Genomic DNA, 12048 nt, shown 5'->3' with positions numbered 1-12048 from the left:
TAAGTTTTCGAGCTTAGCGCGTACCGAAGATCACCATGGTCTTGCCTTTGATGTCGACCAGGTTGCGCTCTTCCAGATCCTTGAGCACGCGGCCGACCATCTCACGGGAACAACCGACAATCCGGCCGATTTCCTGACGGGTCACCTTGATCTGCATACCGTCCGGGTGGGTCATGGCGTCTGGTTGCTTGCACAGCTCCAGCAGGCAGCGCGCCACGCGACCGGTAACGTCGAAGAACGCCAGGTCGCCAACCTTGCGCGTGGTATTGCGCAGGCGCTGTGCGATTTGTCCGCTGAGCACGTAAAGAATGTCTGGATCCTGTTGGGACAGCTCGCGGAATTTCACGTAGCTGATTTCCGCGACTTCGCATTCGACCTTGGCACGTACCCAGGCGCTGCGTTCCTGTTCCAGGCCGGCTTGCTCAAACAGACCCAGCTCGCCGAAAAAGTCGCCGGAATTGAGGTAGGCAATGATCATTTCACGGCCGTCGTCATCCTCAATCAGGATGGTTACCGAACCTTTGATGATGAAAAACAGCGTGTCCGAGCGATCACCGGCACAAATGATGTTGCTTTTGGCGGCATAGCGGCGGCGCTGGCAGTGCATCAACAGTTTGTCGAGGTTCTTGATTTTGGGTGTGGGGGTAATAGCAACCATGGTTGTATCCCGAAAAGACTGCACGGTGTGTTTGTTTTTTGTAGGCGCTGGCGAGGCCTGCGATCCCTTTTATTCGCTGCAAAAGCTGGCTATGCGCCATTGGTTTGGCGCCAGCTTAACAGACACATTCCTTCAAGATTCGAGAATTTGCCTATGACGCAGATGGTTATGTCCTAGGAAGGCGAAGCGCTGCCAATCAAGGGCCCTGTGCTAAGCTGGCGACCCTTTTTTATACAGTGGAGTCTTGGCGATGAAGGCACGCATCCAATGGGCTGGCGAAGCCATGTTCCTCGGTGAATCTGGCAGCGGTCATGTCGTGGTCATGGACGGTCCGCCCGATGCCGGCGGTCGTAATCTGGGTGTCCGGCCGATGGAAATGCTCCTGCTGGGTGTTGGCGGCTGCAGCAATTTCGATGTGGTCAGCATCCTCAAGAAGTCCCGTCAGGCCGTCGAAAGCTGCGAAGCGTTCCTCGAAGCCGAGCGTGCGACCGAAGATCCGAAGGTTTTCACCAAGATCCACATGCACTTCGTGGTCAAGGGCCGTGGGCTGAAAGAAGCCCAGGTAAAGCGCGCCATTGAGCTGTCGGCCGAGAAGTATTGCTCGGCATCGATCATGCTCGGCGCGGCTGGCGTGGCGATTACCCACGACTACGAAATCATCGAACTCGGTTGAATCGACATTCAGCTGTCATGAAAGCGCGACGCGTACCAGATGACCGACGTGAATGTGTACCAGGAAAACCTGTTCCACACCAAAATGCTGTTGAAGCACTTCGAACTGGATAACTACCTGTTCGGCGACGCTACCATCAACCTGTCCTCTGAGCAGCGTGCCCAAGTGACTGTGCGTGTGAAACACGAAATGCTCGAAATCTTCTACGTGCGCAACATGCAGGGCTAAGATTTTTCGGACACAAAAAAGGCGACTACTTCGAAGTAGTCGCCTTTTTTATGTCTGTCGAAAAAAACTGTGGGAGTGGGCTTGCTCGCGAAGAGGCCCTATTTAACAACCCGATCCTCAGATCCGATAAGTACTCTTTGTCATCACCTTGGCCAACAAACTCATCCCGAACTTCACCGGCGCCGGAAAACGAAATCCCCCCGCATCCAGCGCGCTTTCGGCGTGGTGTTCTTCATCGATGCGCATCTGCTCCAGGATCGCCCGGGATTTTTCGTCCTCGGCTGGCAGTTGCTCAAGGTGTTCGTTCAGGTGTTTGCAGACCTGATGCTCGGTGGCAGCAACGAAACCCAGGCTGACTTTGTCGCTGATCAACCCGGCGACCGCGCCAATCCCGAATGACATACCGTAGAACAGCGGATTGAGGATGCTGGTATGGCTGCCCAACTGATGAATGCGTTGTTCGCACCATACCAAGTGATCGATTTCTTCTTCGGCGGCGTGTTCCATGGCAGCGCGCACTTTCGGTAGCTTGGCGGTCAGGGCCTGACCTTGGTACAGCGCCTGGGCGCAGACTTCACCGGTATGGTTGATGCGCATCAAACCGGCGACGTGTCGGGTGTCCTCGTCGCTCATTTGCGCATCCGGCTGCACGATGGCAGGCGACGGACGGTAGGGCTGACCACTGAAGGGCAACAAAGTACGCATCGCGGCATCGGCTTGCAGCAGAAGACGGTCAATCGGCGAGTAGTGACGTTGGGTAGTCATGCTGACCTCCGGGAAGAATCTCGGCGGTCAGTTTAACCCAATCGGCCGGGGGAGGGTTTGCGCTGGGTCATTTCCGGTGGGAGCGACACTAATCCTTGTAGGAGTGAGGCTTGCCCGCGAAGCTTTTGGCGCACTTGTGGACGCCTTCGCGGGCAAGTCGGATCGCCGTACCGCTCGCTCCTACGAGGGGAGGGTGGTGAATCAGCCCGGCGGCCAGTGCATCTGGCGCTGACCCAGCACATGCATATGAATGTGATAGACGGTCTGCCCGCCCAATTCATTGCAGTTCATGACTACCCGGAAACCTTCTTCACAGCCCAATTCCAGTGCCAGACGCTGGGCCGTGAACAGAATGTGCCCGGCCAAAGCCTTGTCGTCCTCGGTGAGGTCGTTAAGGGTACGCACCGGCTTCTTCGGGACTACCAGGAAATGCACAGGGGCCTGTGGCGCGATGTCGTGGAAGGCCAGTACCTGGTCGTCCTCGTAAATGATCTTCGCCGGGATTTCCCGGTTGATGATCTTGGTGAACAGAGTATCCACAGCTGTTTTCTCCGTTGTTTGGGCTAGCCTGAGTGTAACCATGGGTTATCTCAGAGCCCAGTTTTTTGCCTTGAGGATTTGATCAGCGCGGGCAATAGGCTTTGTTGACCATGCCCGCGATTGTTCGGGTCAGCCAGCGTGAGCCAAGCCGCGGCAGGAACGCAAACCAGCGATTCAGGCGACCGGGGATAATAATGGCGCGATTTTTCTCCAGCGCACGCACGGTATAGAGCGCGACTTCTTCTGGACTCATCAGCAGTTTGCTCTCGACCAGTTTGTCGGTGTCCAGTTGCGCGGTGCGGAAAAACGCCGTGCGGGTCGGGCCGGGGCAGAGTACCGACACATTGACCGCGCATTTCTTCAGTTCGACGCGCAAACCTTCGGAAAAATGCAGTACGTAAGCCTTGCTGGCGTAGTACGTGCTCATCCATGGACCGGGATGAAACGCCGCCATCGAGGCGACGTTCAGAATCTGCCCGCCGCCCTGCAAGGCCATGCTGTTGCCGATGGCATGACACAAGCGAGTGAGGGCCAGGATGTTCACTTCGATCAAGTCCTGCTCGGTCATCCAGTCCTGGGCCAGGAACGGACCGCAGGTACCGATACCGGCACAGTTGACCAGCAAATCTATCTGCCGGTCACCTTCCTCCAGCTCCAGCAAAAAACCGGACAGCCTCAGCGGCTCGCCCAGGTCACAGGCACGAAACAACACTTCCACACCAAAACGTTGAGTCAGTTCAATCGCAATGCTTTCCAGCTGATCACGCTGTCGGGCCACCAGAATCAGGCTGCGGCCGCGCCGGGCCAGCGCTTCGGCCATCGCCAGGCCGATGCCGCTGGAAGCGCCAGTGATCAGAGCGTAACGGGTCATGCAGTTCTCCATCGCAACAGCTCCGCGCCAGCGACGCAGGTGTCACGGGCGGGGAGCGCTGTTCATTCTTTCGCAGAGTCTACAGGGGCCTCGGCTGCTTCGGCTGCATCATCGGATGAATTTGGCGCTTGTTCGGCCTCTTCGGCCGGCTCGACTTCAACTTCGTCGGTGATCACCGAGCTGCTTTGATAGGTGCTACCGGTGGCGCTTTCATACTCATCCTGGATCGCAGTGAGGCCCCCAGTCAGCCCGCCGACGAACATGATCGCGATAAACACCAGCCACAGCGAAGCCAGCACTCTGACCGCGTTGCTGTTGGGCGGTGGCGGGGCGCCATATCGGTTGGCAGTGTTGTTACCCGGCACGATCATGATTACAAACGGAAAAACGCTGCCCACGACCGGCACAAGGTTCAGCAGCCAGAGCCAGCCGGACCAGCCGATATCGTGCAGGCGCTGCACGCTGAACTGGATGCTGATGAATGCGAGCACCACGACCAGGATAAAGGCCAGCAGGCCAGCGAGAATCAATCCAGCAGTCGAGTCCGTGCTGATGAGCGCGAAGCCGAAAACAGCCAGCACGGAGCCAACGCCAAGCGTCACCAGCGTAAGAGCCATCGTCCAAGCCAGAAAGCGCAAGCGACCGATGCGGCCAACAAAACTGAATGCCTTGAGTGCAGAAAACTCCGGCAGTGCTTCGCCGACAGCGGCGCGGGGCGGTGCATAGGGAGAATCGGGATCTGCCGTGAAAGGTTGGTTGTTGGCAGGGGTGTGTTCGTGAACGTCGGACAGGTTCAGCTCGATCGAGGGTTCTGTTTCGATTCGGGCATCGATGCCGGTTTTCGTCAGTGCCTGAAGGTAAGTCTGCGCGTCGGTGTGTGACAGGTCGCGCTTGAGTGCAACTGTCCGGCCACTGAACAGGCGCTCGATGGCCGCGACATCGCTTTTGAACAGCTCGGCGAGATTGAGCTTCGCGGTGGTGGCGTCAACACCTGGCTGCAGAGCGCCATCGAAGACGATCTTGAAACGGTTTTCGCTCATGGCCGAGGCATCCTTGTCGCGAGAGTTTGTAATAGACGGTGTTGCAAGTATGGAGTGTAGGGCCAGCCGGATTGGGCTGGCCAAGTTTTTCTGTCAGCGCGGCCAGCGCTTGGGCAGCGCCGCCGCCAGTTCCAGCGCCTTGCGGTATTCGGCGTCGAGACGTGCGACCAACTGGTCGACACTCGGCAGGTCATCGATTTCTCCGACACCCTGGCCTGCGGACCACACGGTTTTCCAGGCTTTGGCTTCATCGCTTAATGGCTTGAGCTTGGAACCGAAATTCACCTCGCCCTTGCCTTGCAGGGCTGCCATGTCGAAACCGGCGGCCTCCAGGCTTCGACGCATGAAGCTTGCCGGTACCCCCGACACCGCTGGAGTATGGACGATGTCTGCGGCTCTGGAAGTCAGGAGCATCTCCTTATACGCGTCAGGCGCATGACTTTCCGTGGTACCGATAAATCGCGTACCGAAGTAGGCCAGATCCGCACCGAGCACTTGCGCGGCAAGAATCTCATGGCCATGGTTCAGGCAGCCGGCCAGCAGCAGGGTCTTGTCGAAAAACTGGCGAATCTCGGCGATCAGCGAAAACGGGCTCCAGGTCCCGGCGTGACCACCGGCGCCCGCAGCCACGGCGATCAAACCGTCCACGCCGGCCTCGGCGGCTTTTTCTGCGTGGCGACGCGTCGTCACGTCGTGAAACACCAGGCCGCCATAGCTGTGCACGGCGTCGACCAATTCCTTCACGGCGCCGAGGCTAGTGATCACGATCGGTACTTTGTGCTCGATGCAGATCGCCAGATCCGCCTGCAATCGCGGGTTGCTGTTGTGGACGATCAGGTTCACCGCGTAAGGCGCGGGGTTTTCCAGTATCGCCAGTCCTGCTTCGATTTCTTCCAGCCAAGCCTTGAAACCGCTGCTCTCACGCTGGTTCAGCGCAGGAAAGCTGCCCACCACGCCATTACGGCAGCAGGCGAGCACCAGCTCAGGGTTGGAAATCAGGAACATCGGCGCCGCCACCACGGGCAGACGCAAGCGTTGTTCGAGCAAAGCGGGCAGCGACATTGGAAGTACCCCGGGTGAATGATGCTTGTTGGATTAAAACGGCCGAACGACGACCAGAATTACGATAGCCAGCAATATCAGAACCGGCACTTCATTGAACCAGCGATAAAAGACATGACTGCGGGTGTTTTCGCCACGGGCAAAACGTTTTACCTGTGCGCCGCACATGTGGTGATAGCCGATCAGGATCACCACCAGGGTCAATTTGGCATGCATCCATGCACCTTGGGTGAAGTAGGCGCTTGGGTTGAGACTGATCAGCCAGATGCCGAACACCAGGGTGGCGATCATCGCCGGGCCCATGATGCCCCGGTACAGCTTGCGCTCCATGATGCTGAAGCGTTCCTTGCTGACGGTGTCTTCGCTTTGGGCGTGATAGACGAACAGGCGCGGCAGGTAAAACAGGCCGGCAAACCAGCAGACCATGCTGACGATATGAAGCGCTTTGAGCCACAGATAAAGCATTTTCAGGTATTCCCAAGTTCACAGTAGCGAAGATAGTAGGGGGTAGAGCGTCCGCACGTCACCTTGACGGTTGTCGCAGGGCCGCGCGGCCCCTATTATCGACGGCTTTCCAGTGGGTTCGTTGAGGGCAGGTTTATGGTCAAGGTCGGTATCGTCGGCGGCACGGGTTACACCGGTGTTGAACTGCTGCGTCTGTTGGCACAGCATCCGCAAGCTGAAGTGGTTGTGATCACTTCCCGATCCGAGGCCGGCCTGGCCGTGGCCGACATGTACCCGAACCTGCGAGGTCATTACGACGGCCTGGCATTCAGCGTTCCGGACATCAAGACCCTCGGGGCCTGCGACGTGGTGTTCTTTGCCACGCCGCACGGTGTCGCCCATGCTCTGGCGGGTGAGTTGCTGGCTGCCGGGACCAAGGTCATCGACCTGTCGGCAGACTTCCGTCTGCAAGACGCCGATGAGTGGGCCAAATGGTACGGTCAGCCGCACGGTGCGCCGGAACTGCTGGAGGAGGCGGTCTACGGCTTGCCGGAAGTCAATCGCGAGCAAATCAAACAGGCGCGCCTGATTGCTGTGCCGGGTTGCTACCCGACTGCCACGCAATTGGGTTTCCTGCCATTACTTGAAGCCGGTCTGGCCGATACCACGCGTTTGATTGCAGACTGCAAATCCGGCGTCAGCGGCGCCGGTCGTGGTGCCTCGGTAGGTTCGCTGTACTCCGAGACGTCGGAAAGCATGAAGGCTTACGCCGTCAAAGGGCACCGTCACTTGCCGGAAATCCGCCAGGGCTTGCGTCGTGCAGCGGGCAAGGACGTGGGGCTGACCTTCGTTCCGCACCTGACTCCAATGATTCGCGGTATTCACTCGACGCTCTACGCGACTGTCGTGGATCGCTCGGTGGATCTGCAAGCGTTGTTTGAAAAGCGCTATGCCAACGAACCGTTCGTCGATGTGATGCCTGTCGGCAGCCATCCGGAAACCCGGAGCGTGCGCGGTGCCAACGTTTGCCGTATTGCCGTGCATCGTCCGCAGGATGGTGATCTGGTGGTGGTATTGTCGGTGATCGACAACCTGGTCAAAGGCGCGTCGGGTCAGGCGGTGCAGAACCTGAATATCCTGTTCGGCCTGGATGAGCGTCTGGGCCTGTCCCATGCGGGCATGCTGCCGTAAGGCTTTATCCCGCTCAGCAAAAAGGCCCGTCGAACGGGCCTTTTTGTATTTTGGTCTGGTAATTGGGTTGATTGATATACCGTAACAATAGTTGACCGATTTTCTGGGAGAAGCGGATAATGCGCGTCATCACGCATTATGGCGGCGTAACGCCGGGAGATAGTCAGCATGAGCGTCGAATCCTTCACCCCCACGGCTTTGCAATTCACCCACGGTGCCGCGCACAAGGTGAAGAGCCTGGTCGATGAAGAGGGGAATGATCGCTTGAAGCTGCGCGTATTCGTTACGGGCGGCGGTTGTTCAGGGTTTCAGTACGGCTTCACCTTCGATGAAGAAGTGGCCGATGACGATACCATCGTCGAGCGCGAAGGCGTCAGCCTGGTGGTCGATCCGATGAGCTTCCAGTACCTGGCTGGTGCCGAAGTGGATTACCAGGAGGGTCTGGAAGGTTCGCGTTTCGTGATCAAGAACCCGAACGCTACCACTACGTGTGGCTGCGGCTCTTCGTTCTCGATCTGATCGCACCTCACCGCATTACCAGGCGCCGCAGAATCTCAGGACTCTGCGGCGTTTTGCTGTCTGGGGTTCAGGCTCAGGCGGGGTAGATGGCGCCGAGTACGCGCAAGCCGCGAGCGCCGGTGACACTCGGGCGGTTGGCCGCGATACCTTCCAGGCAGCAATGGGCCAGCCAGGCGAAGGCCATGGCTTCGACCCAATCCGGGTCTACACCATACGCAGCGGTGCTGCTGACTTTCGCGTTCGGCAACAGGCTGGCCAACCGCTTCATCAACGTGGCGTTGTGCGCGCCGCCACCACAGACAAGCAGCTCCTCAGTATCTGATTGGGCGCTTTGCAATGACTCGACAATGGTCAGCGTAGTCAGCTCTAGCAGCGTGGCCTGTACGTCTTCGGCAGCGAAGGTCGGTAGCTGCGACAGATGCTGCATCAGCCATGGCAGATTGAACACTTCGCGGCCGGTGCTTTTCGGGCCTTGGGTCACAAAGAACGGATCACTGAGCAGCTCGTTCAATAGAACCGGTTCAACCTTGCCGCTGGCGGCCCATTGGCCGTCACGATCAAAGTTGTCGCCGCGTTGCTGGTGAATCCAGGCATCCAGCAGGACATTCCCGGGGCCGCAGTCAAACCCTGCAACAGGCTTGCCGGGCTCGATCAGGCTGAGGTTGCTGAACCCGCCGACGTTCAATACCGCGCGGTTACCAGGCCGTTTTTCAAACAGGGCTTCGTGAAAGGCTGGAACCAATGGCGCGCCTTGCCCGCCTGCGGCTACATCGCGGCTGCGAAAATCGCTGACGACGGTGATGCCGGTCAGTTCGGTGAGCAAAGCCGGGTTGCCGATTTGCACCGTGAACCCGCGCGCCGGCTCGTGGCGAATGGTCTGGCCGTGGCTGCCAATCGCGCGAATGTCGTCGGGTTTCAGATTTTGTTGGTCGAGGAGGGTATGAATGCCCTGTGCGGCCAGTTTCACCCAGTTCTGCTGGGCAATGGCGGAGCGGGCAATCTCGTCCGGGCCGCTGGCGCACAAGCCAAGCAGCTCGGCGCGCAGGGAGTCAGGCATAGGGATGTAATGGGTGGCGATCAGCTTGATTGCCTGGGTTTGCTCGATCAACGCAATGTCCAGGCCATCAAGGCTGGTCCCGGACATCACACCTATATAGAGCGCCATGGCTTAGCGTTTACTCGAAGCCAGCTGGGTGGATTTCTCTTGATCCATGCGCGCCATCAGCGGTTGGCTTTGCGCGAGGAAGCGTGAGCGTTCAGCTTTGGAGATCGGATCGGCCATTGCTACTTTCTGGCCCAGTGGATCGACGTGTACGCCATTGACCTGGAACTCGTAGTGCAAGTGCGGGCCGGTGGAGAGGCCGGTGGTACCAATGTAGCCGATCACCTGACCTTGCTTGACGCTGCCGCCAGTCTTGATGCCTTTGGCGAAGCCCTGCATATGACCGTACAGCGTGCGATAGGTATTACCGTGCTGGATGATCACGGTGTTGCCGTAACCGCCTCGACGACCCGCCAACAATACTTTGCCGTCACCGGCAGCCTTGATCGGCGTACCGCGTGGGGCGGCGTAATCGACGCCCTTGTGGGCGCGGATCTTGTTCAGGATCGGGTGCTTGCGGCCCATGGAGAATTTCGAGCTGATGCGGGCGAAGTCTACCGGGGTGCGGATAAACGCCTTGCGCATGCTGTTGCCGTCAGCTGTGTAGTAGCTGCTGTTGCCTTGTTTGTTGGTGTAGCGCACCGCGGTGTAGGTCTTGCCGCGGTTGGTGAAGCGTGCGGAGAGGATCGGGCCGTTGCCGACAACTTTGCCGTTGACGACCTTTTGTTCGTAGATCACATCGAACTCGTCACCTTGGCGAATATCCTGGGCGAAGTCGACGTCGTAGCCAAACACACTGGCCATATCCATGGTCAGACTGTGGGACAAACCGGCTCGGGCGGCAGATTGCGACAGCGAACTGTTGATCACGCCATGAGCGTAGGCGGAGCGAATAGTGGGCTTGGCGGTAATGCGGTTGAACGTATAACCCTTGCCATTCTTGGTCAGGCTGATGCTTTCCATGTCGCTGACTTTGCTGTGCAAATTGGTCAACTGGCCATCCGGGCTCAGTTCGAACTCAAGTTTCTGGCCACGTTTGAGTTGGCTGAACTGCTTGGCCTGCTTGTCGCTGGCCAGTACTTCATGCACCGAAGTGGCCGGAAGACCGACTTTCTCGAACAGCGTCGAGAGAGTGTCGCCTTTGCTAACGATCACTTCCCTGTGGCCTGGCGCCTTCTTCTCTTCGACGACTGGCGCGGGAGCAGGGGCGGGGGCGGCCTGGGCGGTTTCCTGAATGTCTTCGGCGCTGTTTTCGATCTGCGCGAAAGGGGAGGCTGCCGGCTCATTTGTGGCCTGGACGGCGTCGGCAGCGTCTTGATCTTGTGTCAGTTGTTCTGCAGGGCTTTCCAGTTCAAGACTCAGGGTCGTCTTTTTGGCTTCAACATCACTGGAAGGGAATACCAGAAGCGCCAGGCTGAGAAGGGCGGCGATACCACTTGCTGCGAGCAGGTGGGTCTTCGGGTAAAGCGGCGGCGCTTTAGACGGTTCTGTGGTCATAGGTAATTTTGACTTTGAAAAGATGAATTGGAAAAGATGAATGACATGATGAAGACGAAATAACTGTATAAAATATAACCAAATCATCTCTGAAGCAAGCCTGCGAACGCTCTGTCCGTGGATTGGCGTCCGTGCGCCGGGCAAAACTTGTATTTGGTGCGCGATCTTGTATGGTTGTTCCCCTTTGAATCTGAGCCTTGCGGGTCTGTTATGAAGTCGGTTGAAGAGCAGCTAGCGCTGATCAAACGTGGTGCAGAAGAACTGTTGGTCGAGTCCGAGCTGATCGAGAAACTCAAACGTGGCCAACCGCTGCGTATTAAGGCAGGCTTCGATCCGACCGCGCCGGATTTGCACCTGGGTCATACCGTGCTTATTAATAAGCTGCGTCAGTTCCAGGATCTGGGGCATCAGGTGATCTTCCTTATAGGTGACTTCACCGGGATGATCGGTGATCCGAGCGGCAAGAGCGCGACACGTCCTCCGCTGACCCGTGAGCAGGTTCTCGAGAATGCCGAGACCTACAAGACTCAGGTCTTCAAGATTCTTGACCCAGCCAAGACCGAAGTGGCGTTCAACTCCACTTGGATGGATCAGATGGGGCCGGCCGACTTCATTCGCCTGACTTCGCAATACACCGTGGCTCGCATGCTCGAGCGCGACGACTTCGACAAGCGCTACACCACTAATCAACCCATCGCCATTCACGAGTTCCTCTATCCGCTGGTTCAGGGTTATGACTCGGTCGCGTTGCGCGCGGATGTCGAGCTGGGCGGTACCGATCAGAAGTTCAACCTGCTGATGGGGCGTGAACTGCAACGTAGTTATGGTCAGGAGGCTCAATGCATTCTGACCATGCCGTTGCTCGAAGGTCTGGATGGCGTGAAGAAAATGTCCAAGTCGTTGGGCAACTACGTCGGTATCCAGGAAGCGCCGGGGGTCATGTACGGCAAGCTGGTCTCTATTCCAGATGTGCTGATGTGGCGTTACTTCGAATTGCTCAGCTTCCGCTCCATGGAAGAGATCAATGCTTTGCGGGCTGACGTTGAGGCGGGCGCGAATCCACGTGACATCAAGATCAAACTGGCCGAAGAGATCGTTGCGCGCTTCCATGGTGAAGAGGCGGCGGCCAATGCTCACCGTGCGGCGGGTAACCGTATGAAAGACGGTGAGCTGCCGGATGATCTGCCGGAGATCGAATTGACGGCTGCCGAAGATATGCCGATTGCTGCTGTCCTTAACAAAGCAGGGCTGGTGAAGAATTCTGCCGTTGCGCGCGATCTTCTGGGGGCTGGTGGTGTACGTATAGATGGTGAGGTTGTCGATCGCACCTTTATATACGTACTGGGCGCGACCCATATTTGCCAGGCTGGGAAGAAGGCATTTGCGCGTATAACGCTCAAATCCGAATAAAGCTGAAATCAGGGGTTGACGGCAGATTCTGAAAGCCTATAATTCGCC

At 57.8% G+C, this 12048-nt stretch carries 13 protein-coding genes and 1 pseudogene; 5 read left to right on the top strand and 9 right to left on the bottom strand.

Annotation, left to right across the window (positions count from 1 at the left end; all coding sequences use genetic code 11):
* Window positions 1-13 precede the first annotated feature (13 nt).
* Window positions 14-658, bottom strand: coding sequence for a cAMP-activated global transcriptional regulator CRP (gene crp / locus MMG91_RS23580; RefSeq protein ID WP_310660878.1), 645 nt, complete (start codon window positions 656-658; stop codon window positions 14-16).
* Between the two features lie 250 nt (window positions 659-908).
* Here crp and MMG91_RS23575 point away from each other — a divergent pair, with 250 nt between their 5' ends.
* Window positions 909-1331, top strand: coding sequence for an OsmC family protein (locus MMG91_RS23575; protein ID WP_007941657.1), 423 nt, complete (start codon window positions 909-911; stop codon window positions 1329-1331).
* 24 nt (window positions 1332-1355) lie between these two features.
* Window positions 1356-1559: pseudogene (locus MMG91_RS23570) on the top strand (S-adenosylmethionine decarboxylase); the annotation flags it as partial.
* Between the two features lie 117 nt (window positions 1560-1676).
* Here MMG91_RS23570 and coq7 read toward each other — a convergent pair.
* From coq7 to hemJ, 6 genes are all read right to left on the bottom strand, one after another.
* Window positions 1677-2324, bottom strand: a complete 648-nt coding sequence (gene coq7 / locus MMG91_RS23565) for a 2-polyprenyl-3-methyl-6-methoxy-1,4-benzoquinone monooxygenase (RefSeq protein WP_008008345.1) — start codon at window positions 2322-2324, stop codon at window positions 1677-1679.
* Between the two features lie 201 nt (window positions 2325-2525).
* A complete protein-coding gene (locus tag MMG91_RS23560; protein WP_007906873.1) occupies window positions 2526-2864 on the bottom strand; it encodes a histidine triad nucleotide-binding protein in 339 nt (112 codons plus the stop codon).
* Window positions 2865-2946: 82 nt separating this feature from the next.
* Entirely contained in the window at window positions 2947-3735 is a 789-nt protein-coding gene (locus MMG91_RS23555; RefSeq protein WP_310660877.1) for an SDR family oxidoreductase, read from the bottom strand.
* Window positions 3736-3797: 62 nt separating this feature from the next.
* Window positions 3798-4775 carry a DUF805 domain-containing protein gene (locus tag MMG91_RS23550; RefSeq protein WP_305447115.1) on the bottom strand — a complete coding sequence of 326 codons (978 nt, stop codon included), beginning with the start codon at window positions 4773-4775 and terminating at the stop codon, window positions 3798-3800.
* A gap of 93 nt (window positions 4776-4868) precedes the next feature.
* A complete protein-coding gene (locus MMG91_RS23545) occupies window positions 4869-5837 on the bottom strand; it encodes a nitronate monooxygenase family protein (RefSeq protein WP_305447114.1) in 969 nt (322 codons plus the stop codon).
* A 33-nt stretch (window positions 5838-5870) separates the two neighbouring features.
* Window positions 5871-6302 carry a protoporphyrinogen oxidase HemJ gene (gene hemJ, locus MMG91_RS23540; RefSeq protein WP_007906869.1) on the bottom strand — a complete coding sequence of 144 codons (432 nt, stop codon included), beginning with the start codon at window positions 6300-6302 and terminating at the stop codon, window positions 5871-5873.
* 135 nt (window positions 6303-6437) lie between these two features.
* Between hemJ and argC the strand changes: the two genes are divergently transcribed.
* Both argC and erpA read left to right on the top strand, forming a co-directional pair.
* Window positions 6438-7472 (top strand): N-acetyl-gamma-glutamyl-phosphate reductase, encoded by a 1035-nt coding sequence (argC, locus tag MMG91_RS23535; protein WP_310660876.1) that lies wholly within the window; start codon window positions 6438-6440, stop codon window positions 7470-7472.
* A gap of 168 nt (window positions 7473-7640) precedes the next feature.
* Window positions 7641-7991 (top strand): iron-sulfur cluster insertion protein ErpA, encoded by a 351-nt coding sequence (gene erpA, locus MMG91_RS23530; RefSeq protein ID WP_007906865.1) that lies wholly within the window; start codon window positions 7641-7643, stop codon window positions 7989-7991.
* Window positions 7992-8064: 73 nt separating this feature from the next.
* On the opposite strand, the gene MMG91_RS23525 is transcribed toward erpA, so the two are convergent.
* Together MMG91_RS23525 and MMG91_RS23520 are read right to left on the bottom strand one after the other, a co-directional pair.
* Window positions 8065-9156, bottom strand: a complete 1092-nt coding sequence (locus tag MMG91_RS23525) for an anhydro-N-acetylmuramic acid kinase (RefSeq protein ID WP_310660875.1) — start codon at window positions 9154-9156, stop codon at window positions 8065-8067.
* Window positions 9157-9159: 3 nt separating this feature from the next.
* Window positions 9160-10590, bottom strand: coding sequence for a peptidoglycan DD-metalloendopeptidase family protein (locus MMG91_RS23520; RefSeq protein WP_310660874.1), 1431 nt, complete (start codon window positions 10588-10590; stop codon window positions 9160-9162).
* A 210-nt stretch (window positions 10591-10800) separates the two neighbouring features.
* Here MMG91_RS23520 and tyrS point away from each other — a divergent pair, with 210 nt between their 5' ends.
* A complete protein-coding gene (gene tyrS, locus MMG91_RS23515; RefSeq protein WP_310660873.1) occupies window positions 10801-12000 on the top strand; it encodes a tyrosine--tRNA ligase in 1200 nt (399 codons plus the stop codon).
* The last annotated feature ends 48 nt before the right edge of the window (window positions 12001-12048 follow it).

Origin of the sequence: Pseudomonas sp. JL3 (genome assembly GCF_031570575.1) — a bacterium.
Taxonomy (GTDB): Bacteria; Pseudomonadota; Gammaproteobacteria; order Pseudomonadales; family Pseudomonadaceae; genus Aquipseudomonas; species Aquipseudomonas cucumis.
The sequence above is the reverse complement of the archived record's forward strand: the minus strand, read 5'-3'. Positions and strand labels throughout refer to the sequence as shown.